This window comes from Rhizobium sp. P44RR-XXIV (assembly GCF_001999485.2).
Lineage (GTDB): Bacteria > Pseudomonadota > Alphaproteobacteria > Rhizobiales > Rhizobiaceae > Rhizobium.
In genome coordinates this window covers 1,158,854-1,185,020 of the sequence record NZ_MPVZ02000028.1, presented here as the reverse complement: position 1 = coordinate 1,185,020, position 26,167 = coordinate 1,158,854, and the positions used below count along the sequence as shown (strand labels likewise).

General features: G+C 59.3%; 37 protein-coding genes and 2 pseudogenes. 35 read left to right on the top strand and 4 right to left on the bottom strand.

Annotated elements, in window-relative coordinates; genetic code table 11:
• The first annotated feature begins 47 nt into the window (after positions 1-47).
• The 29 genes and pseudogenes from tuf to BSK43_RS22855 all read left to right on the top strand — a co-directional run bounded on the left by tuf (position 48) and on the right by BSK43_RS22855 (position 16,543).
• Positions 48-1,223: an elongation factor Tu gene (gene tuf, locus BSK43_RS22995; protein ID WP_077473019.1), complete on the top strand. Its 1,176-nt coding sequence runs from the start codon at positions 48-50 to the stop codon at positions 1,221-1,223.
• Positions 1,224-1,384: 161 nt separating this feature from the next.
• Positions 1,385-1,691: pseudogene (gene rpsJ / locus BSK43_RS22990) on the top strand (30S ribosomal protein S10).
• 36 nt (positions 1,692-1,727) lie between these two features.
• Complete coding sequence (gene rplC / locus BSK43_RS22985) at positions 1,728-2,369, top strand: 50S ribosomal protein L3 (protein ID WP_068386068.1); 642 nt, start codon at positions 1,728-1,730, stop codon at positions 2,367-2,369.
• Between the two features lie 13 nt (positions 2,370-2,382).
• Positions 2,383-3,003, top strand: a complete 621-nt coding sequence (gene rplD, locus BSK43_RS22980) for a 50S ribosomal protein L4 (protein ID WP_077469709.1) — start codon at positions 2,383-2,385, stop codon at positions 3,001-3,003.
• Positions 3,000-3,293 (top strand): 50S ribosomal protein L23, encoded by a 294-nt coding sequence (locus tag BSK43_RS22975; protein ID WP_007690755.1) that lies wholly within the window; start codon positions 3,000-3,002, stop codon positions 3,291-3,293. The genes rplD and BSK43_RS22975 overlap by 4 nt, the downstream gene beginning before the upstream one ends.
• An 11-nt stretch (positions 3,294-3,304) precedes the next feature.
• Entirely contained in the window at positions 3,305-4,141 is an 837-nt protein-coding gene (gene rplB / locus BSK43_RS22970) for a 50S ribosomal protein L2 (RefSeq protein WP_068386070.1), read from the top strand.
• 15 nt (positions 4,142-4,156) lie between these two features.
• Positions 4,157-4,435, top strand: coding sequence for a 30S ribosomal protein S19 (rpsS, locus tag BSK43_RS22965; protein WP_037199970.1), 279 nt, complete (start codon positions 4,157-4,159; stop codon positions 4,433-4,435).
• Between the two features lie 2 nt (positions 4,436-4,437).
• Positions 4,438-4,827 (top strand): 50S ribosomal protein L22, encoded by a 390-nt coding sequence (gene rplV / locus BSK43_RS22960; RefSeq protein ID WP_015339603.1) that lies wholly within the window; start codon positions 4,438-4,440, stop codon positions 4,825-4,827.
• Positions 4,827-5,552: a 30S ribosomal protein S3 gene (gene rpsC, locus BSK43_RS22955; RefSeq protein WP_004118393.1), complete on the top strand. Its 726-nt coding sequence runs from the start codon at positions 4,827-4,829 to the stop codon at positions 5,550-5,552. Before rplV ends, rpsC begins: the two co-directional genes overlap by 1 nt.
• A 36-nt stretch (positions 5,553-5,588) precedes the next feature.
• Positions 5,589-6,002 carry a 50S ribosomal protein L16 gene (gene rplP, locus BSK43_RS22950; protein WP_003547555.1) on the top strand — a complete coding sequence of 138 codons (414 nt, stop codon included), beginning with the start codon at positions 5,589-5,591 and terminating at the stop codon, positions 6,000-6,002.
• Between the two features lie 11 nt (positions 6,003-6,013).
• Entirely contained in the window at positions 6,014-6,214 is a 201-nt protein-coding gene (gene rpmC / locus BSK43_RS22945; RefSeq protein ID WP_007690763.1) for a 50S ribosomal protein L29, read from the top strand.
• Between the two features lie 12 nt (positions 6,215-6,226).
• Positions 6,227-6,466 carry a 30S ribosomal protein S17 gene (rpsQ, locus tag BSK43_RS22940; RefSeq protein ID WP_068386071.1) on the top strand — a complete coding sequence of 80 codons (240 nt, stop codon included), beginning with the start codon at positions 6,227-6,229 and terminating at the stop codon, positions 6,464-6,466.
• A 225-nt stretch (positions 6,467-6,691) separates the two neighbouring features.
• Positions 6,692-7,060, top strand: a complete 369-nt coding sequence (gene rplN, locus BSK43_RS22935; RefSeq protein ID WP_003573790.1) for a 50S ribosomal protein L14 — start codon at positions 6,692-6,694, stop codon at positions 7,058-7,060.
• Between the two features lie 12 nt (positions 7,061-7,072).
• Entirely contained in the window at positions 7,073-7,381 is a 309-nt protein-coding gene (gene rplX / locus BSK43_RS22930; RefSeq protein ID WP_004118401.1) for a 50S ribosomal protein L24, read from the top strand.
• A complete protein-coding gene (rplE, locus tag BSK43_RS22925; RefSeq protein WP_068386073.1) occupies positions 7,374-7,931 on the top strand; it encodes a 50S ribosomal protein L5 in 558 nt (185 codons plus the stop codon). The genes rplX and rplE overlap by 8 nt, the downstream gene beginning before the upstream one ends.
• Before the next feature lie 33 nt (positions 7,932-7,964).
• Positions 7,965-8,270, top strand: coding sequence for a 30S ribosomal protein S14 (gene rpsN / locus BSK43_RS22920; protein WP_068386075.1), 306 nt, complete (start codon positions 7,965-7,967; stop codon positions 8,268-8,270).
• A 12-nt stretch (positions 8,271-8,282) separates the two neighbouring features.
• On the top strand, positions 8,283-8,681 hold the full coding sequence (rpsH, locus tag BSK43_RS22915; protein WP_034507380.1) for a 30S ribosomal protein S8: 399 nt from the start codon (positions 8,283-8,285) through the stop codon (positions 8,679-8,681).
• A gap of 42 nt (positions 8,682-8,723) precedes the next feature.
• Entirely contained in the window at positions 8,724-9,257 is a 534-nt protein-coding gene (rplF, locus tag BSK43_RS22910) for a 50S ribosomal protein L6 (RefSeq protein ID WP_068386076.1), read from the top strand.
• Between the two features lie 12 nt (positions 9,258-9,269).
• A complete protein-coding gene (gene rplR, locus BSK43_RS22905) occupies positions 9,270-9,632 on the top strand; it encodes a 50S ribosomal protein L18 (RefSeq protein WP_068386079.1) in 363 nt (120 codons plus the stop codon).
• A 130-nt stretch (positions 9,633-9,762) separates the two neighbouring features.
• Complete coding sequence (rpsE, locus tag BSK43_RS22900) at positions 9,763-10,332, top strand: 30S ribosomal protein S5 (protein ID WP_068386081.1); 570 nt, start codon at positions 9,763-9,765, stop codon at positions 10,330-10,332.
• 13 nt (positions 10,333-10,345) lie between these two features.
• Positions 10,346-10,555, top strand: a complete 210-nt coding sequence (gene rpmD, locus BSK43_RS22895) for a 50S ribosomal protein L30 (protein WP_034507370.1) — start codon at positions 10,346-10,348, stop codon at positions 10,553-10,555.
• A 17-nt stretch (positions 10,556-10,572) separates the two neighbouring features.
• Entirely contained in the window at positions 10,573-11,058 is a 486-nt protein-coding gene (rplO, locus tag BSK43_RS22890) for a 50S ribosomal protein L15 (RefSeq protein WP_077469710.1), read from the top strand.
• Between the two features lie 223 nt (positions 11,059-11,281).
• Positions 11,282-12,622 carry a preprotein translocase subunit SecY gene (secY, locus tag BSK43_RS22885; RefSeq protein ID WP_077469712.1) on the top strand — a complete coding sequence of 447 codons (1,341 nt, stop codon included), beginning with the start codon at positions 11,282-11,284 and terminating at the stop codon, positions 12,620-12,622.
• A complete protein-coding gene (locus tag BSK43_RS22880) occupies positions 12,619-13,272 on the top strand; it encodes an adenylate kinase (RefSeq protein ID WP_077469713.1) in 654 nt (217 codons plus the stop codon). Before secY ends, BSK43_RS22880 begins: the two co-directional genes overlap by 4 nt.
• A 213-nt stretch (positions 13,273-13,485) precedes the next feature.
• Positions 13,486-13,854, top strand: coding sequence for a 30S ribosomal protein S13 (gene rpsM, locus BSK43_RS22875; protein WP_015339612.1), 369 nt, complete (start codon positions 13,486-13,488; stop codon positions 13,852-13,854).
• A gap of 131 nt (positions 13,855-13,985) precedes the next feature.
• On the top strand, positions 13,986-14,375 hold the full coding sequence (gene rpsK / locus BSK43_RS22870) for a 30S ribosomal protein S11 (RefSeq protein WP_004118426.1): 390 nt from the start codon (positions 13,986-13,988) through the stop codon (positions 14,373-14,375).
• 103 nt (positions 14,376-14,478) lie between these two features.
• Positions 14,479-15,489, top strand: coding sequence for a DNA-directed RNA polymerase subunit alpha (locus tag BSK43_RS22865; protein ID WP_034507362.1), 1,011 nt, complete (start codon positions 14,479-14,481; stop codon positions 15,487-15,489).
• 48 nt (positions 15,490-15,537) lie between these two features.
• On the top strand, positions 15,538-15,960 hold the full coding sequence (gene rplQ, locus BSK43_RS22860) for a 50S ribosomal protein L17 (protein ID WP_007690793.1): 423 nt from the start codon (positions 15,538-15,540) through the stop codon (positions 15,958-15,960).
• A 202-nt stretch (positions 15,961-16,162) separates the two neighbouring features.
• Positions 16,163-16,543, top strand: a complete 381-nt coding sequence (locus BSK43_RS22855; protein WP_077469714.1) for a DUF2809 domain-containing protein — start codon at positions 16,163-16,165, stop codon at positions 16,541-16,543.
• A 107-nt stretch (positions 16,544-16,650) separates the two neighbouring features.
• Here BSK43_RS22855 and BSK43_RS22850 read toward each other — a convergent pair whose 3' ends face one another.
• Positions 16,651-17,169 (bottom strand): DinB family protein, encoded by a 519-nt coding sequence (locus tag BSK43_RS22850; RefSeq protein ID WP_077469716.1) that lies wholly within the window; start codon positions 17,167-17,169, stop codon positions 16,651-16,653.
• A gap of 69 nt (positions 17,170-17,238) precedes the next feature.
• Here BSK43_RS22850 and BSK43_RS22845 point away from each other — a divergent pair, with 69 nt between their 5' ends.
• The 5 genes from BSK43_RS22845 (at position 17,239) to BSK43_RS22825 (ending at position 21,633) form a co-directional block, all read left to right on the top strand.
• Complete coding sequence (locus BSK43_RS22845) at positions 17,239-17,862, top strand: TetR/AcrR family transcriptional regulator (RefSeq protein ID WP_077469718.1); 624 nt, start codon at positions 17,239-17,241, stop codon at positions 17,860-17,862.
• Between the two features lie 124 nt (positions 17,863-17,986).
• Entirely contained in the window at positions 17,987-18,463 is a 477-nt protein-coding gene (locus tag BSK43_RS22840) for a MarR family transcriptional regulator (RefSeq protein ID WP_077469719.1), read from the top strand.
• Positions 18,460-20,532, top strand: coding sequence for an FUSC family protein (locus BSK43_RS22835; RefSeq protein WP_077469720.1), 2,073 nt, complete (start codon positions 18,460-18,462; stop codon positions 20,530-20,532). Before BSK43_RS22840 ends, BSK43_RS22835 begins: the two co-directional genes overlap by 4 nt.
• Before the next feature lie 4 nt (positions 20,533-20,536).
• The gene (locus BSK43_RS22830) at positions 20,537-20,746 is read left to right on the top strand and encodes a DUF1656 domain-containing protein (RefSeq protein ID WP_034507353.1); all 210 of its coding nucleotides are present in this window, start codon (positions 20,537-20,539) and stop codon (positions 20,744-20,746) included.
• Positions 20,743-21,633: an HlyD family secretion protein gene (locus tag BSK43_RS22825; protein WP_077469721.1), complete on the top strand. Its 891-nt coding sequence runs from the start codon at positions 20,743-20,745 to the stop codon at positions 21,631-21,633. The genes BSK43_RS22830 and BSK43_RS22825 overlap by 4 nt, the downstream gene beginning before the upstream one ends.
• Before the next feature lie 30 nt (positions 21,634-21,663).
• Here BSK43_RS22825 and msrQ read toward each other — a convergent pair whose 3' ends face one another.
• Both msrQ and msrP read right to left on the bottom strand, forming a co-directional pair.
• Complete coding sequence (gene msrQ / locus BSK43_RS22820) at positions 21,664-22,320, bottom strand: protein-methionine-sulfoxide reductase heme-binding subunit MsrQ (protein ID WP_136687198.1); 657 nt, start codon at positions 22,318-22,320, stop codon at positions 21,664-21,666.
• Positions 22,317-23,266, bottom strand: a pseudogene (msrP, locus tag BSK43_RS22815) (protein-methionine-sulfoxide reductase catalytic subunit MsrP). The gene msrQ and the pseudogene msrP overlap by 4 nt, the downstream one beginning before the upstream one ends.
• Before the next feature lie 351 nt (positions 23,267-23,617).
• On the opposite strand from msrP, the gene ilvD reads away from it, so the two are divergent.
• Positions 23,618-25,456, top strand: a complete 1,839-nt coding sequence (ilvD, locus tag BSK43_RS22810) for a dihydroxy-acid dehydratase (protein ID WP_077469918.1) — start codon at positions 23,618-23,620, stop codon at positions 25,454-25,456.
• Between the two features lie 212 nt (positions 25,457-25,668).
• Here ilvD and BSK43_RS22805 read toward each other — a convergent pair whose 3' ends face one another.
• Positions 25,669-26,016: a hypothetical protein gene (locus tag BSK43_RS22805; RefSeq protein WP_077469723.1), complete on the bottom strand. Its 348-nt coding sequence runs from the start codon at positions 26,014-26,016 to the stop codon at positions 25,669-25,671.
• Positions 26,017-26,167 lie beyond the last annotated feature (151 nt).

Below are 26,167 nucleotides of genomic sequence, written 5' to 3'. Positions count from 1 at the left end.
TAACAAGAATTGATCCCCTCGGGGACAGGAAAAACGGAGAGCCGAAAATGGCAAAGAGTAAGTTTGAGCGCAATAAGCCTCACGTTAACATTGGTACGATTGGGCACGTTGACCACGGCAAGACGTCGCTGACAGCAGCGATCACGAAGTACTTCGGCGAGTTCAAGGCGTACGACCAGATCGACGCTGCTCCGGAAGAGAAGGCTCGTGGTATCACGATCTCGACGGCCCACGTTGAGTATGAGACGCCTGCTCGTCACTACGCTCACGTCGACTGCCCCGGCCACGCTGACTATGTCAAGAACATGATCACCGGCGCGGCCCAGATGGACGGCGCGATCCTGGTTTGCTCGGCAGCCGACGGCCCGATGCCGCAGACCCGCGAGCACATCCTGCTTGCTCGTCAGGTTGGCGTTCCGGCAATCGTTGTGTTCCTGAACAAGGTCGACCAGGTTGACGACGCCGAGCTTCTCGAACTCGTCGAGCTCGAAGTTCGCGAACTTCTGTCGTCCTACGACTTCCCGGGCGACGATATCCCGGTTGTCAAGGGTTCGGCACTTGCTGCTCTTGAAGACTCTGACAAGAAGATCGGTGAAGACGCGATCCGCGAGCTGATGGCTCAGGTTGACGCCTACATCCCGACGCCTGAGCGTCCGATCGACCAGCCGTTCCTGATGCCGATCGAAGACGTGTTCTCGATCTCCGGCCGTGGTACGGTTGTGACGGGTCGCGTTGAGCGCGGTATCGTCAAGGTTGGTGAAGAAGTCGAAATCGTCGGCATTCGTGCGACGTCGAAGACGACGGTTACCGGCGTTGAAATGTTCCGTAAGCTGCTCGATCAGGGCCAGGCAGGCGACAACATCGGCGCACTGGTTCGCGGTGTTAACCGTGACGGCGTCGAGCGTGGTCAGATCCTGTGCAAGCCGGGCTCTGTCAAGCCGCACAAGAAGTTCATGGCTGAAGCCTACATCCTGACGAAGGAAGAAGGCGGCCGTCATACGCCGTTCTTCACGAACTACCGTCCGCAGTTCTACTTCCGTACGACGGACGTGACCGGCATCGTGACGCTTCCGGAAGGCACGGAAATGGTTATGCCCGGCGACAACGTCACCGTTGCCGTTGAGCTGATCGTTCCGATCGCGATGGAAGAAAAGCTTCGCTTCGCTATCCGCGAAGGCGGCCGTACCGTCGGCGCAGGCATCGTTGCCTCCATCGTCGAGTAATAAGCAGGCGGCTGGCCAAGGCCCGCAAATGAGTGATGGGGACGCCGATAAATTCGGTGTCCCTCTCGATCTTTGAAACCGGTGGCCCGCCTAAGGTAACTAAAGGTAAAGACGTGTCTCTTAGAGAGACGCGCGGATAACAAACACAAGGATAAAGTCGAATGAACGGCCAGAATATCCGCATCCGCCTTAAGGCGTTCGATCATCGGATTCTCGACGCTTCCACGCGCGAGATCGTGTCGACGGCTAAGCGCACCGGTGCTAGCGTCCGGGCCCGTTCCGCTTCCGACCCGTATCGAGAAGTTCACGGTGAACCGGTCCCCGCACATCGACAAGAAGAGCCGCGAGCAGTTCGAGATGCGCACGCATAAGCGCCTTCTCGACATCGTTGACCCGACCCCGCAGACGGTAGACGCGCTGATGAAGCTCGATCTCGCCGCCGGTGTCGATGTTGAGATCAAGCTCTGAGACCTGGTCTCGAGCTGAGTGAGAAGGATTGAACCGATGCGTTCAGGTGTGATTGCACAGAAGGTGGGAATGACCCGCGTCTATAACGACGCCGGCGAGCATGTCCCGGTAACCGTATTGCGTTTGGAAGGCTGCCAGGTCGTGGCCCAGCGCACAGTAGAGAAGAATGGCTACACCGCAGTACAGCTCGGTGCCGGCCAGGCAAAAGTTAAGAACACGACGAAGGCCCTGCGCGGTCATTTCGCCGTCGCCAGCGTAGAGCCGAAGGCCAAGCTCGTTGAATTCCGTGTCACGGACGACAACCTGCTTGAAGTCGGTACCGAGATCAAGGCAGCTCACTTTGCAGCGGGCCAGCTCGTTGACGTGACCGGCACGACGATCGGTAAGGGCTTTGCCGGCGCTATCAAGCGTCACGGCTTCGGCGGTCTGCGTGCCACGCACGGTGTGTCGGTTTCGCACCGCTCGCACGGTTCGACCGGCTCGCGCCAGGATCCGGGCAAGGTGTTCAAGAACAAGAAGATGGCTGGTCACATGGGCCAGACGCGCGTGACGACGCAGAACCTTGAAGTGGTATCGACCGACGAAGATCGCGGTCTGATCCTTATCAAGGGTGCGGTTCCTGGCTCCAAGGGTGCCTGGATCATCGTGCGCGACGCCGTCAAGTCGGCATCGAAGTAAGGGAGCCAAACCAATGGAATTGAACGTCAAGACCCTCGAGGGCAAAGACGCTGGGAAGGTTTCCCTTTCTGATGCGATTTTCGGCCTTGAGCCGCGTGAAGATATCATCGCACGCGTCATTCGCTGGCAGCTCGCCAAGAAGCGCCAGGGCACGCACAAGGCTAAGGGCCGCGCAGAAATTGCGCGCACCGGCGCCAAGATGTACAAGCAGAAGGGTACGGGCCGCGCTCGTCACCATTCGGCTCGCGCTCCGCAGTTCCGCGGCGGTGGTAAGGCTCACGGCCCGGTCGTGCGCAGCCATGAGCATGACCTTCCCAAGAAGGTTCGCGCCCTCGGCCTGCGTCTCGCGCTCTCCGCTAAGTTCAAGGCTGAGGACGTTATCGTTCTCGACAGCCTGGTCGCAGCTGATGCGAAGACCAAGGCTCTGGCCGGTGCTTTCGAGACGCTGGGCCTGACCAACGCGCTCTTCATCGGTGGTGCAGAGCTCGACAGCAACTTCAAGCTCGCAGCCGCGAACATCCCGAATATCGATGTTCTGCCGGTTCAGGGCATCAACGTTTACGACATCCTGCGCCGCGGCAAGCTTGTGCTGTCCAAGGCTGCAGTTGAGGCTCTAGAGGAGCGATTCAAGTGACGGATCTTCGCCATTACGATGTGATCGTTTCTCCTGCGATCACCGAAAAGTCCACCCTGCTTTCGGACAACAATCAGGTTGTTTTCAACGTTGCCAAGACCGCGACGAAGCCTGAAATCAAGGCTGCCGTCGAAGCGCTGTTCGGCGTCAAGGTAACGGCCGTCAACACCCTGCTGCGCCTGGGCAAGACCAAGCGGTTCAAAGGTCTCGTCGGCAAGCAGAAGGACGTGAAGAAGGCTATCGTGACGCTCGCCGAAGGCCAGTCGATCGACGTCTCCACCGGTCTCTGAGGAATAAGAAAATGGCATTGAAAACATTCAATCCGACGACCCCGAGCCAGCGTCAGCTGGTCATCGTCGACCGCTCTTCGCTCTACAAGGGCAAGCCGGTCAAGGCGCTGACGGAAGGCCTGACCTCCAAGGGCGGCCGTAACAACACCGGCCGTATCACCGTTCGTTTCCAGGGCGGTGGTCACAAGCGCACCTATCGTCTGGTCGACTTCAAGCGTCGCAAGTTCGACGTTGAGGGCACCGTCGAGCGTATCGAATACGATCCGAACCGTACCGCTTACATCGCTCTGGTGAAGTACACGGACGGCGAACTGGCCTACATCCTCGCTCCGCAGCGTCTGACTGCCGGCGACAAGGTCATCGCTTCGGAAAAGGCCGTGGACGTGAAGCCGGGCAACACCATGCCGCTTCAGTTCATCCCGGTCGGCTCCATCATCCACAATGTGGAAATGAAGCCGGGCAAGGGTGGTCAGATCGGTCGCTCTGCTGGTTCCTACGCCCAGCTCGTTGGTCGTGACCAGGGTATGGCGATCCTTCGCCTGAACTCCGGCGAACAGCGCCTCGTGCACGGCAGCTGCCTTGCAACGATCGGTGCCGTTTCCAACCCGGATCACGCCAACATCAACGACGGTAAGGCCGGTCGTTCGCGTTGGCGCGGCAAGAAGCCGCATAACCGCGGCGTCGTCATGAACCCGGTCGACCATCCGCACGGCGGTGGTGAAGGCCGCACCTCTGGTGGTCGCCATCCGGTGACCCCGTGGGGCAAGCCGACCAAGGGCAAGCGTACGCGGTCGAACAAGTCGACCGACAAGATGATCATGCGCTCGCGCCATCAGCGCAAGAAGTAAGAGAGGAAGTCTCAAGTGGCTCGTTCAGTATGGAAAGGTCCGTTTGTTGACGGCTATCTTCTCAAGAAGGCTGAGAAGGTGCGTGAAGGCGGACGTAACGAAGTGATCAAGATGTGGAGCCGTCGCTCCACCATCATGCCGCAGTTCGTTGGTCTCACCTTTGGTGTTTACAACGGCAGCAAGCATATTCCGGTCAGCGTCAATGAAGACATGGTCGGACACAAGTTCGGCGAGTTCGCCCCGACCCGTACCTATTATGGTCACGGTGCGGACAAGAAGGCGAAGAGGAAGTAACAATGGGCAAGGCAAAAACCGAACGCCGGCTGAAGGATAATGAGGCGCAGGCAGTTGCGCGCACGCTCCGTGTCAGCCCGCAGAAGCTCAACCTGGTCGCGGCTTCTATCCGCGGCAAGAAGGTTGATCGCGCGCTCGCAGAGCTGGAATTCTCGCGCAAGCGTATCGCAGGCGCCGTCAAGAAGACGCTCGAATCCGCGATCGCCAATGCAGAGAACAACCATGATCTCGACGTTGACTCGCTGGTCGTGGCTGAAGCCTACGTCGGCAAGTCGATCGTCATGAAGCGTTTCCACGCTCGTGGCCGCGGTCGTGCATCGCGCATCGAACGTCCGTTCGCGCATCTGACGATCGTCGTTCGTGAAGTGGAAGCTCAAGAGGAGGCCGCATAATGGGTCAGAAAATCAATCCAATCGGTTTTCGTCTTGGCATCAACCGTACCTGGGATAGCCGCTGGTTTGCGGACAATGCCGAGTATGGCCAGCTTCTTCACGAAGACCTGAAGATGCGCAAGTTCGTCATGAACGAACTGAAGCAGGCTGGTATCTCCAAGGTGGTCATCGAGCGTCCGCACAAGAAGTGCCGCGTCACGATCCACTCGGCTCGTCCGGGCCTGATCATCGGCAAGAAGGGCGCTGACATCGACAAGCTCCGCAAGAAGCTGTCGGACATGACGAATTCCGAAACGCACCTCAACATCGTTGAAGTTCGCAAGCCGGAAATCGACGCAACGCTCGTTGCCCAGTCGATCGCTCAGCAGCTCGAACGCCGCGTTGCTTTCCGTCGTGCCATGAAGCGCGCCGTTCAGTCCGCGATGCGTCTTGGCGCCGAAGGCATCAAGATCACCTGCGCAGGCCGTCTTGGCGGTGCTGAAATCGCTCGTACGGAATGGTACCGCGAAGGTCGCGTGCCGTTGCATACGCTGCGCGCCGACATCGACTACGGTACGGCTGAAGCAGAAACCGCTTTCGGCATCTGCGGCATCAAGGTTTGGATCTTCAAGGGCGAAATCCTTGAGCATGATCCGATGGCCTCCGAACGCCGCGCGCTCGAGGGCGACGCCCAGGGTCCGGCTAGCCGCGATCGCGATAGAGACCGCCGCCGCGACAACGCTTGATAGCGTACGTGGCAGATAAGTTCGGAGAATAAGAAAATGTTGCAGCCAAAGCGTACGAAGTACCGTAAGCAGTTCAAAGGTCGCATCAAGGGCGTCGCCAAGGGCGGCTCTGACCTTGCGTTCGGTGAATTCGGTCTGAAGGCGCAGGAACCAAACCGTGTCAACGCTCGCGAGATCGAAGCGGCCCGCCGCGCGATCACGCGCTACATGAAGCGTGCCGGCCGTGTATGGATCCGCGTGTTTCCGGATGTTCCGGTCACCAAGAAGCCGACCGAAGTCCGTATGGGTAAAGGTAAGGGCTCCGTCGAATACTGGGCATGCAAGGTCAAGCCCGGCCGCATGATGTTCGAGATCGATGGCGTAAGCGAAGAAATCGCTCGTGAGGCTCTGCGCCTCGGGTCCGCCAAGCTCTCAGTCAAGACGCGCTTCGTGCAGCGCATCGCAGAGTAAGGAAGAAGCTCATGAAAGCCGCAGATGTTCGCGCCCTGAGCGCCGACCAACTCAAGGACGAGCTTGCCAAGCTGAAGAAGGAGCAGTTCAACCTGCGCTTTCAGAAGGCGACCGGCCAGCTTGAGAAGTCCTCGCGCATCAACGAAGTCCGTAAGGACATCGCCCGCGTGAAAACCATTGCCCGCCAGAAGGCGGCAGAAGCAAAGGCCTAAAGGAAAAATAACATGCCGAAGCGCATTCTGCAGGGCGTCGTGGTCAGCGACAAGAACGAGAAGACGGTAGTTGTCCGCGTAGAGCGTCGTTTCGCTCACCCGCTGCTCCAGAAGACCGTTCGTCGTTCCAAGAAGTACAAGGCTCACGACGAGAACAATCAGTACAAAATCGGCGACGTCGTTTCCATCGAGGAATGCGCGCCGATCTCCAAGGACAAGACCTGGACGGTCGTTTCCGCCCAGTCCAAGTAACAGAATTTCGCTCAGGCCCTTGCGCTTGGGCGAAATATCTGTATGAAGCACGAGCTTGGAAGCAGGACGCTCGAGAACGGGCGTTCTTTTGCTTTGTTGATGGCTGGTGAAGGTGACCGAAGCGGTCCTGGAACCCGGCAAAATCAGACAAGACACTAGTCCATAAGCCGGGGTAGGGGGTCGGTTGACCCAACCATTCCGGTAACAACAAGAAGGCGACCTGACATGATTCAGATGCAAACAAACCTCGACGTGGCGGATAATTCCGGCGCACGTCGTGTCATGTGCATCAAGGTGCTGGGCGGCTCCAAGCGTAAGTATGCCTCGATCGGCGACGTCATCGTTGTTTCGATCAAGGAGGCTATTCCGCGCGGCCGTGTGAAGAAAGGTGACGTGATGAAGGCGGTTGTCGTTCGTACCGCCAAGGACATCCGTCGTCCGGATGGCAGCGTCATCCGCTTCGATACCAACGCAGCAGTCCTCATCGACAACAAAAAAGAGCCGATCGGCACCCGTATCTTCGGACCGGTTCCGCGCGAACTTCGCGCCAAGAACCACATGAAGATCATCTCGCTGGCTCCAGAAGTACTGTAAGGGAGCGGAGCGATGCAGAAGATCCGTAAAGGCGACAAGGTCGTCGTATTGACCGGTAAGGACAAGGGCCGTACCGGCGAAGTCGTTCAAGTGCTGCCGAAGGAAGACCGCGCGGTCGTTCGTGGCGTCAATGTTGTCAAGCGCCACCAGCGCCAGACGCAGAGCCAGGAAGCCGGCATCATCAGCAAGGAAGCCCCGCTTCACCTGTCCAACATTGCAATCGTCGACAAGGACGGTAAGCCGACCCGCGTCGGTTTCAAGGTTGTGGATGGCAAGAAGGTCCGTGTGGCCAAGACCTCTGGAGAAGTGATCGATGGCTGAGGCAAAGTACGAGCCGCGGCTCAAGAAGGAATACAACGCTCGCATTCGCGCGGCTATGCAGGAGGCTTTCTCCTACGCCAACGAAATGCAGATCCCGAAGCTTGAAAAGATCGTGATCAACATGGGCGTAGGCGAAGCAACGGCTGATTCGAAGAAGCCGACTGTTGCTGCTGCCGACCTCGCAGCGATTGCCGGCCAGAAGCCGGTCATCACACGCGCACGCAACTCCATCGCAGGCTTCAAGGTCCGCGAAAATATGCCGATCGGCGCCAAGGTTACCCTGCGCGGCGCTCGCATGTATGAGTTCCTGGATCGTCTGGTCAACATCGCGCTTCCGCGCGTTCGCGACTTCCGCGGCCTGAACCCGAAGAGCTTTGACGGTCGTGGCAATTTTGCCATGGGCATCAAGGAGCACATTGTGTTCCCAGAGATCAACTACGACAAGGTTGATCAGATGTGGGGCATGGACATCATCGTTTGCACGACGGCGAACACGGACGACGAAGCCCGGACTCTTCTGAAAGAGTTCAACTTCCCGTTCCGTCAATAACCGTAACGACGAGCGTAGAAAAGGAACCCTGATATGGCGAAGACAAGCGCAGTTGAAAAGAACAAGCGCCGCCGCAATACGGTTGCCACTCAATCCGCAAAGCGGGCTGCTCTGAAGGCAATCATCATGAACCAGTCTCTTTCGATCGAAGACCGGTTCAAGGCCACTCTGAAGTTGGCATCGCTCCCGCGCGATGGATCGAAGACCCGTATTCGCAATCGTTGCGAAGTTTCCGGCCGTCCGCGCGCCTACTACCGCAAACTGCGCATGTCGCGTATCGCGCTGCGTGAACTCGGCAATCTCGGCAAGGTGCCGGGCATTGTCAAGTCGAGCTGGTAAGGAGCAGATTAGATGACTATGACTGATCCTTTGGGCGATATGCTCACCCGCATCCGCAACGGCGCTTCGCGTCGCAAGTCGTCGGTTTCGACGCCTGCTTCCAAGCTCCGTGCGCGCGTTCTCGATGTTCTCCAGGCTGAAGGCTACATCCGTGGCTACTCCGTCGTCGATTTCGGCAACGGCAAGTCTGAGCTCAGCATCGAGCTGAAGTACTATGAAGGCACGTCGGTGATCCGTGAGATCGGCCGCGTGTCCAAGCCGGGCCGCCGAGTTTATGTCTCGGTTAAGTCCATTCCGCAGGTCGCGAACGGTCTCGGCATCACTATCCTTTCGACTCCGAAGGGTGTGATGGCTGATCACCAGGCTCGTGAACAGAATGTTGGTGGTGAGGTTCTCTGCTCGGTCTTCTAAGATCGAACAGGGATCTCCTTCGAAACAGACAGGTTTGAAAAAATGTCTCGTATCGGTAAGAAGCCCGTTCAGGTGCCTGCAGGGATCACGGCCTCGGTTGATGGCCAAAAAGTGACTGCCAAGGGCCCTAAGGGCGAGCTGTTTTTCATCGCTAACGATGAAATCGGTCTCAAGCTTGAAAACAATGCAATCGTCGTAACGCCGCTTAACGACTCCAAGGACGCTCGCTCAAAGTGGGGCATGTCCCGCACGATGGTCGAGAACATCCTGAAGGGTGTTAAGGAAGGCTACGAGCGCAAGCTCGAAATCAACGGCGTCGGCTACCGTGCCGCCTTGCAGGGCAAGAACCTGCAGCTCGCGCTCGGCTTCAGCCACGACGTGATTTACGTGCCGCCGGAAGGCATCACGATTGCTGTGCCGAAGCCGACGGAAATCGTCGTCACCGGCATCAACAAGCAGCAGGTCGGCCAGGTTGCCGCTGAAATCCGCGAATATCGCGGTCCTGAGCCCTACAAGGGCAAGGGCGTTAAGTATGCCGGCGAGCGGATCGTCCGCAAAGAAGGCAAGAAGAAGTAAGGATCACGCGAAATGGCTAGCAGGAAAGAAGCACTTGCACGTCGTGCCAACCGCGTGCGTCGTCAAATCAAGGCGGTGGCCAATGGCCGTCCGCGCCTGTCGGTTCATCGCTCGTCGAAGAACATCTACGTTCAGGTCATCGATGATGTGGCCGGCAAGACGCTTGCGTCTGCCTCCACCCTCGATAAGGATCTGCGCGGTTCTCTGAAGACTGGTGCCGATACCGCCGCCGCAGCCCTCGTTGGCAAGCTCGTAGCCGAGCGTGCCTCCAAGGCAGGCGTCAAGGAAGTCGTGTTCGATCGCGGCGCCTTCATCTACCACGGCCGCATCAAGGCCCTGGCTGAAGCAGCCCGCGAAGGCGGTCTGTCCTTCTGATCAAGTTTCCGGTCGGCAGCTTTCAAGCGCCGGCCGGATGTTCACCGGACCGCACGTTTCCCCTCAAGGGGAGGGCATGCGGTCTTTGTTGTTTGCCGATTGCACCCGGAAAAGAAAAAGGAAGAGGACAATGGCACAGGAAAAGAGGGGCTCGCGGGATGACCGTCAGAGCCGTGAAGAGCGCGATAGCGAATTCGTCGACAAGCTGGTCGCGATTAACCGCGTCGCCAAGGTCGTAAAGGGTGGCCGCCGTTTCGGTTTCGCCGCTCTCGTCGTCGTCGGTGACCAGAAGGGCCGCGTTGGCTTCGGTCACGGCAAGGCACGCGAAGTGCCGGAAGCGATCCGCAAGGCTACCGAAAGCGCCAAGCGCGACATGATCTTCGTACCGCTGCGCGACGGCCGTACGCTTCACCATGACGTTCATGGCCGTCACGGCGCCGGCAAGGTTCTGCTGCGCTCGGCCAAGGTCGGTACCGGTATCATCGCCGGCGGCCCGATGCGCGCCGTTTTCGAAACGCTCGGCGTTCATGACGTTGTCGCCAAGTCGACCGGTTCGTCGAACCCGTACAACATGGTTCGCGCCACGTTCGACGCCCTGAAGCACCAGGTTCACCCGAAGGACATCGCAGCTCAGCGCGGCATCAAGTATGCCACCCTGCAGGCTCGTCGTACCGCTTCGGGCAACGCCACCGAAGAATAAGGGAGTTTGACCTATGGCCAAGACGACCAAGAAGGCTGAAGCCAAGACCGTTACGGTCGAACAGGTTGGCAGCCCGATCCGCCGTCCGGATGTTCAGCAGAAGACGCTGATCGGTCTCGGACTGAACAAGATGCACCGTCGCCGCACGCTGGAAGATACCCCGGCTGTTCGTGGCATGATCCGTGCTGTCCAGCATCTCGTTCGCGTTGTCGACGAGAAGTGAGCCGGAGGTAAATTGCTATGAAACTGAATGACATCAAGGATAACGAAGGCTCTACCCACAGCCGCAAGCGCCTCGGCCGCGGCATCGGCTCCGGCTCCGGCAAGACCGGTGGTCGTGGTGTAAAGGGTCAGAAGTCCCGCTCGGGTGTTGCGATCAACGGCTTCGAAGGTGGTCAGATGCCCATCTATCGTCGCCTGCCGAAGCGCGGCTTCAACAACATCTTCGCCGCCGATTACGTTGTCGTATCGCTGGCTCGCATCCAGGCTGCCGTCGATGCCGGCAAGCTCGATGCGAAGAAGACCGTTGATGCAGCAGCTCTCAAGGCTGCCGGCGTCATCCGCCGCGTCAAGGACGGCGTTCGTGTTCTGTCGGACGGCGAACTGAAGGCAAAGATCACGCTTGAAGTTGCAGGCGCTTCCAAGCCGGCGGTCGAAAAGATCGAAAAGGCTGGCGGCTCCATCAAGCTGCTGGCTTCGGCCGCAGAAGCTTCTGCCGCAGAATAATCTTATCAATAATCGCCCGGGGTGCTTCACTTCGGGCGATTTTGCTCCCATATGTGAGCCTCACGAATCTGAACGATGCGGCAGTGTCTTTCCGGTTGATAACGGGAACCAAGGGTGAGGCGTCCGATTGCACCGCAATCCGTCCAAGCCCGGCTTTTGAACAATTTACATACTGATTCCGGACCCGGCCGATTATGCCGGAATTGGTAGTGCGGAGATTTGCATGGCTTCTGCAGCGGAACAACTGGCGTCCAATCTCAATTTCTCGACCTTCGCCAAGGCTGAGGATCTCAAGAAGCGCTTGTGGTTTACGCTCGGCGCACTTCTCGTTTACCGGCTCGGCACTCACATTCCGCTTCCTGGCCTCAATCCTGCTGCCTATGCGCAGGCATTCCAGAATCAGTCTGGCGGTATTCTCGGCCTCTTCAACATGTTCTCGGGCGGCGCCGTACAGCGCATGGCGATTTTCGCGCTCGGCATCATGCCCTATATTTCCGCCTCGATCATCGTTCAGCTCATGACCTCGGTCGTGCCTTCGCTTGAGAATCTCAAGAAGGAAGGCGAGCAGGGCCGCAAGATCATCAACCAATACACTCGCTACGGCACGGTGCTGCTCGGCGCATTGCAGGCTTATGGCATTGCGATCGGCCTTGAGCATGGCAATGGTGTCGTGATCGATCCAGGCTGGTTCTTCCGCATTTCCACGGTCATAACGTTGCTCGGCGGCACAATGTTCCTGATGTGGCTCGGCGAACAGGTAACTTCGCGCGGTATCGGTAACGGTATCTCGCTGATCATCTTCGCCGGCATCGCTGCTGGTCTGCCGACGGCACTTGCCGGCACGCTCGAGCTGGGCCGTACAGGTGCTCTGTCCACAGGTCTCATTCTGGCTGTTCTGGTCGTCGCTGTGCTGGTCATCGCGCTCATCGTTTTCGTCGAACGTGCCCAGCGTCGCCTGTTGATCCAGTATCCGAAGCGCCAGGTCGGTACCCGCATGTTCCAGGGCGATACATCGCACCTGCCGTTGAAGCTCAACACTTCGGGCGTCATTCCGGCGATCTTCGCATCCTCGCTGCTGCTGCTGCCGGCAACCGTTGCGGGCCTCGGCAACAACACGGCGCTTCCGGGTTGGGTGACGTCGATCGTCGCGGCACTTGGTCACGGCCAGCCTGTCTATATGGTGCTTTACGGTGCGCTGATTGCCTTCTTCGCTTTCTTCTACACGGCGCTGGTCTTCAATCCGAAGGACACGGCAGACAATCTGAAGAAGCATGGCGGCTTTATTCCGGGTATTCGTCCGGGCGAACGCACCGCCGAGTATATCGACTACGTGCTGACCCGGATCACGGTCATCGGCGCGATCTACCTCGTCTTCGTCTGCATCCTGCCCGAAATTCTCGTGTCCCAGACCGGTATTCCGCTGTCGCTGGGTGGCACTTCTCTTCTGATCGTGGTTAGCGTAACGCTGGATACGGTGGCACAGATTCAGGGTCACTTGATCGCGCAGCAATATGAAGGCCTGATCAAGAAATCGAAGTTGCGTGGAGGAAAGAGGGGGCGATGAGACTCATACTTTTAGGGCCGCCGGGAGCAGGTAAGGGGACCCAGGCCCAGCGTATCGTGGAAAAGCACGGCATTCCGCAGCTTTCCACCGGCGATATGCTGAGAGCTGCGGTGGCGGCCGAGACTGAGGTTGGCAAGCGCGCCAAGGCTGTCATGGACGCCGGCAAGCTTGTTTCGGATGAGATCGTCAACGCCATTGTTTCGGAGCGAATCGACCAGCCGGATTGCGCCAAGGGTTTCATCCTTGACGGTTTCCCACGCACCCTGGTGCAGGCCGATGCGACCGAGCAGATGCTGAAGGCCAAGGGCCTGGAGCTTTCCGTCGTCATCGAGCTGAAGGTCGATGACGCGGAACTGATTCGTCGCGTCTCGGGGCGTTACTCCTGTTCGAACTGCGGTAGCGTCTATCACGATACCGATAAGGTTCCGGCAACGGCTGGTGTCTGCGACAAGTGCGGCTCGACCCACTTCAAGCGCCGCCCGGATGACAATGCCGAAACGATGGCGACGCGCCTCCAGGTCTACTACAAGGAGACCTCGCCGCTGATCGGTTACTACTATGCCAAGGGCAAGTTGCAGAGCATCGACGGCATGGCCGATATCGAGCATGTGACGGATAGCATCGAAGGTATCCTGGCTAAGCTTGGATAGCCTAAAATAAACTTGCCGAAGCGGTTGCTTTTTTGCGCTGATTCCGCTAAACACCGCGCCAACTCGCGACATGCTATGCGATCGGCGCGGATTTCCAACGGGGAGTCCGGGTACGGTCGTTTTGACATGTTGCGGACTCACAACGAACAAGCAGCTCCCGGGCTGCATAACAAGGCCCTTTGCTTAGGCAAAAGGAATGCAAGGAGAACAGGCGTGGCTCGTATCGCTGGCGTCAACATCCCGACTGCAAAGCGCGTAGTTATTGCGCTTCGTTACATTCACGGGATCGGACCGAAGTTTGCACAGGAAATCTGCGAGAAGGTCGGTATTCCGGCTGAGCGTCGCGTCAACCAGTTGACCGATGCTGAAGTTCTGCAGATCCGCGAAACCATCGACCGTGACTATCAGGTCGAAGGTGATCTGCGTCGCGATACCGCGATGAACATCAAGCGTCTGATGGACCTGGGCAGCTACCGCGGCCTGCGTCATCGTCGCGGCCTGCCGGTTCGCGGCCAGCGCACCCACACCAATGCTCGTACCCGCAAGGGCCCGGCAAAGGCGATCGCTGGTAAGAAGAAGTAATTTCCGGGCAACCGGATTTGGGAGGCTGGCGGTCCGCCGGCCTCTTTTGAGTTTGAAGCGGTGCCCTCCGGGTATCGCTTCGGTGTAGCCGCTGGCATTACGGCGGTGCAGAGATCCAAGAAAGGACTAACATGGCCAAGGAAGCCGTACGCGTTCGTCGTCGCGAGCGTAAAAATATCACGTCGGGCGTCGCACACGTCAACTCGACCTTCAACAACACGATGATCACCATCACCGACGCACAGGGCAACGCTATTGCCTGGTCGTCCGCTGGTGCCAAGGGCTTCAAGGGTTCGCGCAAGTCGACCCCGTTCGCTGCTCAGATTGCTGCTGAAGACTGCGCCAAGAAGGCTCAGGAACACGGCATGAAGTCGCTGGAAGTTGAAGTTTGCGGTCCGGGCTCCGGTCGTGAATCTGCTCTGCGCGCGCTCCAGGCTGCCGGTTTCATGATCACGTCCATCCGCGACGTGACCCCGATCCCGCACAATGGTTGCCGCCCGCGCAAGAAGCGTCGCGTCTGATCATCGCCACTCTCGACACTGGCCGGGGTAGATGCGCCCGGCTTGGTGTTTCTCAAGCTCGGTTGCCACGATTGGATGGTGGCAACGAACGGAAGGCAAAAACATGATTCAGAAAAACTGGCAGGAACTGATCAAGCCCAACAAGGTCGAGTTCACCTCGAGCGGCCGTACCAAGGCAACGCTCGTGGCCGAACCGCTGGAGCGTGGCTTCGGTCTCACCCTCGGCAACGCGCTGCGTCGCGTTCTGCTGTCTTCTCTGCGTGGCGCCGCTGTGACGGCCGTGCAGATCGACGGCGTGCTGCATGAGTTCTCCTCTATCCCGGGCGTCCGGGAAGACGTGACGGACATCGTGCTGAACATCAAGGAAATCGCCATCAAGATGGATGGCGATGATGCCAAGCGCATGGTCGTCCGTAAGCAGGGCCCAGGCGTAGTAACGGCTGGCGATATTCAGACGGTCGGCGATATCGAAATCCTCAACCCCGAGCATGTGATCTGCACGCTCGACGAGGGCGCCGAAATCCGTATGGAATTCACCGTCAACAACGGCAAGGGCTATGTCCCGGCCGAGCGTAATCGTGCGGAAGATGCTCCGATCGGTCTCATCCCGGTCGACAGCCTCTATTCGCCGGTCAAGAAGGTGTCCTACAAGGTTGAAAATACCCGTGAAGGACAGGTTCTCGACTACGACAAGCTGAGCATGTCGCTGGAAACCGATGGTTCTATCAGCGGTGAAGATGCAGTCGCTTTCGCGGCACGCATCCTGCAGGATCAGCTTGGCGTGTTCGTCAACTTCGACGAGCCGCAGAAGGAAACCGAAGAGGAAGCAGTTACCGAACTCGCTTTCAACCCGGCTCTCCTCAAGAAGGTGGACGAACTGGAACTGTCTGTTCGCTCGGCAAACTGCCTGAAGAACGACAACATCGTCTACATCGGCGACCTCATTCAGAAGACCGAAGCAGAAATGCTCCGCACGCCGAATTTTGGTCGCAAGTCGCTGAACGAAATCAAGGAAGTTCTCGCTTCCATGGGCCTGCACCTCGGCATGGAAGTGCCGGCATGGCCGCCTGAGAACATCGAAGATCTCGCCAAGCGTTACGAAGACCAATACTAACGTTTCAAACGGCAGGCGAACGATGCCTGCAAGTGAAGGAGAATAGCAATGCGCCACGGTAAAGCCGGCCGCAAGCTGAACAGAACCGCTAGCCACCGTAAGGCGATGTTCGCCAACATGGCAGCTTCGCTCATTACCCATGAGCAGATCGTCACCACGCTCCCGAAGGCGAAGGAAATTCGTCCGATCGTCGAGAAGCTGGTTACCCTCGGCAAGCGCGGCGACCTGCACGCTCGTCGTCAGGCCATCTCGCAGATTCGCGACGCCGTTGTCGTTGCCAAGCTGTTCGATGCGATCGCAACGCGTTACGCCACCCGCAACGGCGGCTACCTGCGTATCATGAAGGCTGGCTTCCGCCAGGGCGACAATGCCGCTCTCGCAGTCGTCGAATTCGTGGATCGCGACACCTCTGCCAAGGGCGCAGCCGACAAGGCTCGCGTTGCTGCCGAGGAAGAAGCTGCAGCCGCTTAAGGCTAGCTTCGACTAAAGGATCCAGGGCCGGATGAGCGATCATCCGGCCTTTTGGCGTTTGAAGGTTTGTCCGGCGGCTGCCTTGGTTTTCTGGCACCGCCATGGACCACGAATATGCTGGCTGAGTTGCCTGGCGGCTCATGCTCTTGAGCTATAGGAACGACCATTGGACACGCAGCGGCAATTCATACGCAGAAGGGCGATGCTACTTCTGGCCCTGTTCTTGACCATAGCCTGCGGTCTTGCGCTCCGGCGATTTGGTTATGCCGCCGATCTTCCCTTCGCCGTGGTCAAATATGGTGGTTCGATCTTATGGGGCGCGATGGTCTATTGGCTTCTGGCGACGCTATTCGTCGCCGTTAAGCCTTTCAAAATTGCTTTCGGCGCGCTGATCCTGGCGACGGCCGTCGAATTCTTCAGGCTTTGGCATGCACCTGCACTGGATGCGTTTCGATTGACCACCGCCGGCGCCTTGTTGCTCGGAAGAGTGTTCTCGCTGTGGAACATTGTGGCCTATGCCGTTGGCATAGCGGCGGCTTTGGCGCTGGATCGCATTCTGTTGGCAGTAAAACGCGCAAACTGAGATCGCGCTATAGCAGGGCGATCGGATCGCCGTATCATGAAGGTCGGATGAGAGATCATCCGGCCTTCAGTCGTTTGCCTATGTGGGTAGCGACGCCAAGCACGGGGCTATTCGGCTGCCACGGCGTGCCGGCGCGAAGGCTCTGTTCTGTGAAGATAAACGGCGAAAGTATCCCACGGCGGCGTGATCGAGAGCTGTGCCAGCAGGCGGCCAATCTCGCCCCGGTGATATCCTCCATGCGTGACGACATGGAGGAGCATCTCCTGCCGCGACATGCAGCCCCTGTCGCCGTCGGTGAAGACGAACGGCAGAGCTTCGGACAAGAGGTCAGGGGTCAGCGTTTCAAGATATCTGAGATACCATTGATCCGACGCGATCAGCGCGGTGCGGAGCTCCGCCAGTGATGGCGTGTCCGGTGTGTTGTCGGCAGTGAAGCCATGGTCCTGCCCGGTAAGGTGGGCGGCAAATATCCGGCCGACGACCAGGGAATGGTTCATCAGGCGGATGGATGCATGACGCTCCTTTGCATGCCGCACGGCATCGAGGTCGCCTATGCCGTCAAGCAGATCCTTGTTTGCCCAGGCCTGATAGCTGAAAAGCGTGTGCAGCAACGACTGTTCGCTCATGAGAAATCCCTTTTTGTTATCCCGTAAAATGCGAGTAATGTGTTCACATTTTCGAGGAGCAGGAAGCGTATGTCTACTCGCATTGGAAAGTCCGGCGCCCCGATGCGAAAGGAGCCTAGCCAGGCGCGTTCGCGGGCGACGGTCGATGCCATTCTCGAGGCGGGTGCTCGCATTTTGGGAGATCGCGGATGGGCCGGATTTACGACGAATGCCGTCGCGGCGGTTGCCGGCATCAGCATTGGGTCGCTCTATCAATATTTTCCCGACAAGCTTTCCCTGGTTGAGGCCATCCGGCGGCGTCACTTCGATGACGTTCTGGCGGTCATGCGGAAGGCGATGGCCGGAGATTTGCCGTTGCAGCAGCGCGCGGAGGCTCTCGTTGAGGGCATGATCGATGCCCATAACATCAATCCGGAGCTGCACAGGGTGCTTCTGGACGAAGCGCCCGGGTATGATGGCTCCAGATTGGCGCATGATGCATTTCTTGCCGAGTATCAAGGCCACTACAGAGATTTTGTGGCCGCGCATCGCAGCGGTCGCAAAGGTCCCGGCGATGACGTTCTCGCGCAGCTGCTATCGGGTGCTGTCGAGGGTGTGATCCACAGTGCAGCCCGAAAGCGTACGCTCGGTTCGCCGGAGCTGAAACAGGAACTGGCAAGGATGATCTGTTCTTATCTGCGAAACGCTGATTAGCCCTTCGCGATCGACCCGGCACTGTTTCGACCATCGTTGAATGCATGGCTGCATTTCGCTTTTCGGATGGTAATTTGAGTTCATATAGTTTGAATCCTAATTAGTTTAGTGCTAATAGATAATTATGGAATCGCTCAACACTCTTCAACGCATTTTCACCGCCAATCTGCTGACCACTGGCCGCCAATGGCGCCGGGTCGTCGATCTCGCACTGAGCTCCTACGGCATCTCGGAGGCCGCGGCAGCACCACTGCTCTGGATCGGCCGTCTGGGCGGAGGTGTCCGACAGGTGGCGATCGCCACCTATGTCGGCATCGAAGGTCCGTCGCTGGTTCGGCTGATCGATCAGCTGGAAAGCATGGATCTCGTCATCCGCAAGGATGATCCGACGGATCGCCGCGCGAAGGGTCTTTGGCTGACGCCGGAGGGCGAGAAGCTCGCGTCCCGCATGGAAGACGCGCTCGACGAGCTGCGCGGCAAGATCCTTGCCGATGTCGACAAGGCGGATATCGAAGCTGCTATCCGCGTCCTGAAGGCCTTCGAGGAGTTCGAGACCGTGAAGACGACCGAAACGGAGCCGGAGAAGGAGAGCGTTTCATGAGCATTCCATCCTGGCGGGACTGGCTGTTTTCGGTCAAAGCCTTCATTGCAGCCATCATGGCGCTGTTCATTGCGCTGTCGCTGGACTTGCCGCGTCCGTACTGGGCGATGGCGGCCGTCTATGTGGTTGCCAATCCGCTTGCGGGCGCAACGAGCTCAAAGGCGCTCTATCGTACGCTCGGCACGCTGATCGGCGCCTGTGCCTCGGTGATCTTCGTTCCGCTCTTCGTCAATGCGCCGGAATTGCTTTCGGTCGTCGTGGCGCTCTGGACCGGAACCCTGCTGTTCATCTCGATGCTCGACCGCACCTCGCGCAGTTATGTCTTCATGCTCGCCGGCTATTCATTGCCGCTGATCGCGCTGCCGACGGTCGGCGCGCCCGAAACCGTATTCGACGTCGCGCTTGCCCGCTCCGAAGAGATCATCATCGGCATCGTTTGCGCCAGCGTCGTCAGCTCCATCATCTTTCCGAGCAGCGTCGGCACCGTGCTCGGCCAGCGCATCGGCTCCTGGCTCGATGATGCCGGCACGTGGGCCGATGAAATCCTGCGAGGCGAGGGTGCTTCACCCGCAACGCCGCTGAAGCGTCAGAAGCTTGCCGCCGACGTCTCCGGCCTCGACCTTGTCATCAGCCAGCTCAAATATGATGCGGGCAGTCGCGATATCGTCAGGCATTCCCGGGAGCTGCGCGGCCGTCTCTTGATGCTGCTGCCGCTCTTCTCGTCGCTGGCCGACCGCTTGCATGCGTTGAAGGCCGGCGAGAAGCCGCTGCCTCCGGAGCTTGTCTCGGTTCTGAACGAGGTTGCTGATTGGCTCGGTCAGGGTGGTCGCGGCAAGGCTGATACCACTGCGGATGCCTTGTCAAAAAAGATCGAGGAGCTGCAGCAGAATGACCTTGATCTCGGTTGGGATGACCTCGTTCGGTCGAGCGCTCTGGCGCGCCTGAAGGAAATTGTCGATCTCTGGCAGGATTGCCTGACATTGCGCGACCAGATTGTCTCCGGGCAACAGGTCGGCACTTGGCGACCCGCCTTCCGGCACCGCAATGTCGTCGGCCAAAGCAGGCACTATGATTATGCCTTGCTTGCCTTCTCGGCCGGCTCGGTCGTCGTCGGCATTGCGGCTGCCTGCTTCTTCTGGATCTATTCCGGATGGGAGGACGGTGCGGGCTTCGTCACCATGGCGGCTGTTGCCTGTTCGTTTTTCGCCGCGCTCGATCGCCCTGCGCCGTTCATCACCTCGATGTTCATCTGGAGCGCAATGAGCCTGGTGATTGCCTGCGTCTATATCTTCGGCATCCTGCCTTCTATTTCCGGCTTCGAAATGCTGGTGCTGGTCTTTGCGCCGCCCTTCCTGGTGATGGGCCTGTTGATCCCGCGGCCACAGACCAACCTGCTCGCCATGCTGCTGGCGGTGAACGGCGCCACCTTCATTGCGCTGCAGGATCGCTACACTGCCGATTTCGCCAGTTTCGCGAATAGCGCGATCGCCGCCTTGGCAGGCATCGGCTTCGCACTCGTCTGGACCTTGATGACCCGTCCGTTCGGCTCTGAACTTGCCGCCTGGCGGTTGGTGCGCGCCGGCTGGACCGACCTTGCCGAAACGGCAGCCGGCATCCGCCGCGCCGATCACGAGCGCCTCTCCGGCCGCATTCTTGATCGTCTCGGACAGCTTGTGCCGCGTCTTGCCGGCATCGAGGACCGTGAGCTGAAGAAGGTCGACGGCTATGCCGATGTCCGCCTCGGCTTCAACGTGCTGATGCTGCAGAAGGAGCGGGGCCAGCTGAATTCCGCCGCTGCCGCCTCCGTCAGCGAGGTTCTGATCGGCGTGTCCGATTTCTATCGTTCGCGGCTGAAGGCCAAGCGCGCCATCGATCCCTCCGACGAGTTGCGCCTATCGATCGATCGTGGCCTCGAAGCGGTGGCGCAGAACAGGCGCGAGCCCGGTCGAGCCAGCCTCGATGCCCTGGTGGGGCTCCGCCGCGCGCTCTTCCCACATGCCGAACCACCGGCGAGCTGGCAGCCGCCGGTATCGAACACGTCTCAACCTCTTCCCATTGCCGCCGAGTAACATCATGCCCGCAGAATTCGATCTTTATGGCGTCTACATGCCACGCCTTCTGGTTCTCATGCTCGTGACGCTGTTTGTCGTCATCATCCTTCGACGCCTGCTCGCATGGGCTGGAGCTTACACTCTGGTCTGGCATCGCGGCCTTTTCGATCTGGCGCTCTACGTTCTGTTGCTCGGCGCCGTCTCCTCTGTCTCCCGTTGGTACTTCACATGAACACGTTAAAACTCATCGGCCGTGTCGCCGTCACCCTCATCTTCGTCATCGCTGCCGTCTATGTCGGCCGCCAGCTCTGGGGCCATTACATGGACGAGCCCTGGACCCGCGACGCGCGCTTGCGCGCCGATGTCGTCGGCATTGCGCCTGACGTTTCGGGCCTCGTGAGCGACGTCCTGGTCAAGGACAACCAGATCGTCAAGAAGGGCGACCTTCTTTTCCGTGTGGATCGCGATCGCTTCGCCATCGCCCTCGAACAGGCGGACGCCGCGCTCGCAAGCAGCAATGCCGCTCTCGAACAGGCTCAGCGCGAAAGCGCCCGGCAGGCGCGCCTCGGTGATGCTGCTTCCTTGCAGCAGAAGGAGCAGGCGCTGACCGCTGTGCAGCAGGACGAAGCCGCTGTCCGTCAGGCGACAGCCAACCGCGAGCTTGCCCAGCTGAACCTCGATCGCTCGGAAGTCCGTGCCACCGTCAACGGTACGATCTCGAACCTCAGCCTGCGTCCGGGCGATTATGTCTCGGCCGGTACGGCGAAAGTGGCGCTGATCGACAGCGATTCCCTGCGCGTTGAAGGCTATTTCGAGGAAACCAAGCTGCCGCGCATCCATGTCGGCGACGAAGTCTACATCCATCTGATGGGGCAGGCCGAAAAGCTGACCGGCCATGTCGAAAGCATCGCCTATGGCATCGAGGATCGCGAACGGACCTCGGGCAGCCTGCTTGCCAATATCACCCCGACTTTCAGCTGGGTACGTTTGGCGCAGCGTGTGCCGGTGCGCATCTCACTCGACAAGGTGCCTGATGGCACGAAGCTGATTGCCGGCCTGACGGCGACCGTCGAGGTGCAGGAGCAGGGTCAGGCCAAGATCGCCAGCGCTGCGGAATGACCATCTCGTGAATGGGCAGAGCGGCCGAGTTCAGGCCGCTCTGGAATTGGAAGCCGCAACCGGCCGGCGCGCCGCCCGGCGTCGCTCCATCATGATCGGCCTGTAGGATCTGTAGAGGATCATGGCGATCAGCAGGCCGATATAGATAAACTGCTCCAGCGACAGGATCTTGGTCGACAGCGCGAAGTGCAGCGCGCCGCAGGCTGCGACGATATAGACGAGGCGGTGCAGCCAGATCCATTTCTTGCCGAGACGCTTGATCGAAAAATTGTTCGAGGTCACGGCCAGCGCCAGCAGCATGACGAGGCCTGCCATGCCGAACATGATGAAAGGCCGCTTCAGCACGTCATCGATGACGGCCCGCACATCCAGCGCCTGATCGAGGACCATGTAGACGGTCAGATGCATCAGCGCGTAGTAGAAACAGAGCAGACCGAGCGCGCGGCGATAGCGCAGATAGTTCCAACCGAAGAGATCCCGAAGCGGCGTGACCGCAAGCGTCAGCAGCAGGAAGCGGATCGCCCAAAGCCCCAGGAAAAGCTCGAAGGTCTTGACGGCGTCGGCGCCAAGCTGGTCCGTAGCGCCGAGATAGAATTCCCAGGCAGCCGGCAGCAACCCCACGATATAGAGCGCCCAGACGGAGGCCGGTTGCCAGCGCTTGGGCAGGGCGAGGGAAAAAGCCATCAGAAATTCACCCGAAGGTCCATGCCGCTATAGAGGCTGGCGACTTGATCGGCATAGCCGTTGAAGGGCAGGGTGGGGTGACGATTGGAGCTGAAGAAGCCGCCTTCGCCGATACGCCGCTCCGTCGCCTGGCTCCAGCGCGGATGATCGACGGCCGGATTGACGTTGGCATAGAAGCCGTATTCCTGGCTGTTGGTCACCTGCCATGTGTTCAGCGGCTGCTTGTCGGTGAGCGTGATGCGCACGATCGACTTGATGCCCTTGAAGCCGTATTTCCACGGTACGACGAGGCGGATCGCGCGCCGTTCTGGTTCGGCAGCGTCTCGCCATAGAGGCCGACGGCAAGCAGCGTCAGAGGATTGCGCGCTTCGTCCAGCCGCAAGCCCTCGACATAGGGCCAATCCAGGGACTGCAGGAGACCCGATTGCCCCGGCATTTCCGAAGGCCGGACGACTGTTTCGAAGGCAACGAACTTGGCGCTTCCCTGCGGCTCCACCTTGTCGAGGAGTGCCGCGAGCGGAAAGCCATCCCAGGGGATGACCATCGACCATGCCTCGACGCAACGCATGCGATAGACGCGCTCCTCCGGCGGGAACTCCTTGATCAGCGCGTCGATATCGAACGTGCCGGGCTTATTGACCATGCCGTCGACCTTGACGGTCCATGGCCGTGGCTTGAACTTGCCGGAAAGATTGGCCGGGTCGGCCTTGTCGAGGCCGAATTCGTAGAAATTATTGTAGGTGGTGACATCCTTGATCGGCGTCAGCTTCTCGTCGACGGTATAGTTGCTTTTCGTCACGGTCAGTGCGTCAGCGAGCGCGGCCTTGCCGCCAATGGCAGCCATGCCGATGCCGGCCGCTGCTGCGGTCAGGAATTCGCGCCGCCTGAGATAGGCCGAACGCGGTGTGATCTCGGAAGACGCAATTTTCGGCGGACGATAAGAAGGCATGACAGTTCCTTTATGCGATCGCAGCTTCGATATGAGCTATACGCAGCAGAGGCATATTTTGTTACACTCTTAGGCCGGCAATTCTTTGCAAGGGAAACCAACTTTTTGTGTGTACTTGTGATCGGGCGGCTTCGTTCCCAATTCTGATCACAGGTTCGTCGCGCCGAAGCATATCATAGTTGCCAATCCGCTCTTGCCCTTGTGGCGTACCGGATTCGCTTGAGTTGATAGTGACAGTACCGCACGATTGGATTAGGACAATTCCAAAAAGCAGGAATGTCGGCGCTCCCTTGGGCGCAAAGCTCGGGCCGGCCGACGCCGCACAAATTCCAGGATGACGAGGAAGACACCATGCCAGCTTATCGTTCCAGAACCACGACCCACGGCCGCAACATGGCCGGCGCACGCGGCCTTTGGCGCGCGACGGGTATGAAGGACAGCGATTTCGGCAAGCCGATCATTGCGGTGGTCAACTCCTTCACCCAGTTCGTGCCCGGTCACGTTCACCTCAAGGATCTCGGCCAGCTCGTGGCACGTGAGATCGAGGCGGCTGGCGGCGTCGCCAAGGAATTCAACACCATCGCCGTCGATGACGGCATCGCCATGGGCCATGACGGCATGCTCTATTCGCTGCCGTCGCGCGAACTCATCGCCGACAGCGTCGAGTACATGGTCAACGCCCACTGCGCCGACGCCATGGTCTGTATCTCCAACTGCGACAAGATCACCCCCGGCATGCTGATGGCCTCGCTGCGCCTGAACATCCCCACGGTCTTCGTTTCCGGTGGTCCGATGGAGGCCGGCAAGGTCATCCTGCATGGCAAGAAGGTCGCGCTCGACCTCGTCGACGCCATGGTTGCCGCTGCCGACGATAAGATCAGCGACGAGGACGTCGCCACCATCGAACGCTCGGCTTGCCCAACCTGCGGTTCCTGCTCGGGCATGTTCACGGCCAACTCGATGAACTGTCTGACCGAGGCCCTCGGCCTGTCCCTGCCGGGTAACGGTTCGACGCTTGCCACCCATTCGGACCGCAAGGAACTCTTTCTCGAAGCCGGCCGCCGTGTCGTTGCTCTGGCGAAGCGCTATTATGAGCAGGACGACGTGACGGCACTGCCGCGGACGATTGCCAGCAAGGGCGCGTTCGAAAACGCCATGGCACTTGATATCGCCATGGGCGGCTCGACCAATACCGTGCTGCATATTCTTGCAGCAGCCCATGAGGGCGAGATCGACTTCACGATGGATGATATCGATCGCCTGTCACGCCGTGTTCCCTGCCTTTCCAAGGTGGCGCCTGCCAAGGCCGACGTTCATATGGAAGACGTCCACCGTGCCGGCGGCATCATGGCCATCCTCGGCGAGTTGAACCGTGCCGGACTGATAAATGCCGACCTGCCGACCGTCCACGCCCCGACGCTGGGCGAGGCGCTGGCACAGTGGGATATTGCCGTTACCGACAACAAGGCTGCCCTGGAGCTCTTCAGCGCCGCTCCTGGCGGTGTCCCGACGCAGGTTGCCTTCAGCCAGAGCGCGCGCTGGGAAGAGCTTGATCTCGATCGCGAAAAGGGTGTCATCCGCGATGCCCAGCATCCGTTCTCCAAGGATGGCGGTCTTGCCGTCCTCAAGGGGAATCTGGCGCTCGACGGCTGCATCGTGAAGACGGCTGGCGTCGATGAATCGATCCTGAAATTCTCCGGCCCGGCCAAGGTCTTCGAAAGCCAGGACGCGGCGGTCAAGGGCATCCTCAGCAACGAGGTCGTTGCAGGCGATGTCGTCGTCATCCGCTACGAAGGCCCGAAGGGCGGCCCCGGCATGCAGGAAATGCTCTACCCGACGAGCTATCTGAAGTCGAAGGGCCTCGGCAAGGCTTGCGCACTGATCACCGACGGCCGCTTCTCGGGCGGCACTTCGGGCCTGTCGATCGGCCACGCCTCGCCGGAAGCCGCAAACGGCGGCACGATCGGCCTGGTGCGCGAAGGCGACATGATCGACATCGACATCCCGAACCGCACGATCAGCCTGCGCGTCGACGATGCCGAGCTTGCCGCTCGCCGCGAAGCCCAGAATGCCAAAGGTTGGCAGCCGGCGGAACCGCGCAAGCGCAACGTGACCACGGCGTTGAAGGCCTATGCTGCTTTCGCGACCAGTGCCGACCGCGGCGCCGTCCGCGATCTGGGCGGGAAGTAACCAGGCTCCTTCGCCCCGTGAAACGGGGAGAAGGTGGACTCGAACGGTCGAGCATAGCTCGGCCGCGAGAGGACTGATGAGGGGCCTTTCGAGCTTTATCGCAACGGCGGATTTTGCCGAACCTGCGGTAGCCCCTCACCCTAGCCCTCTCCCGCAGGCGGGGAGAGGGGACTTATCCGGCAAAGGCCTCATGTCTCCGCACAATGCGACCCTTAAAGCGGCCGATTGATCTGCTTGTACGTGTCGTTGAGCACTTTCAGGCGCTCCTCATAGGATGTGGTCAGGCAGGCGACATCGGCTTCGCAGGCCTGCCGCTTCTTCAGCCATTCCGTCTGTTGATCCTGCATCGTGCCGCGTGCGCCCATGGCGAGCAGGCCGGAAAGCAGGTCGAAGGTCGTCACCATCTTTACATCGGCGTCGTTAAGCGCCCTGACGTCGCATATTTTCTTCTCATCGGGCTTCAGGGTCTGCGCCTCGCAATCGAAGCTGGCGGCATGCGAAGTGCCGGCAGCGCCGAGAGAGAGGAGAAGGACGGTGGCGGCTAGATGGTTCAATCGCATGTTTGGCTCCCTATGACGATTCCCAACGCGAAATGCATGACAGCATGTTTTTGTTCACCGAACCTGTTTTTTATCGCTGAAAACTTCCATTTATGCTTCATGCTTCCGCCCTCTTTCCTTTCTAGCGTCGGGCGCTACAACGTTGTTTAAA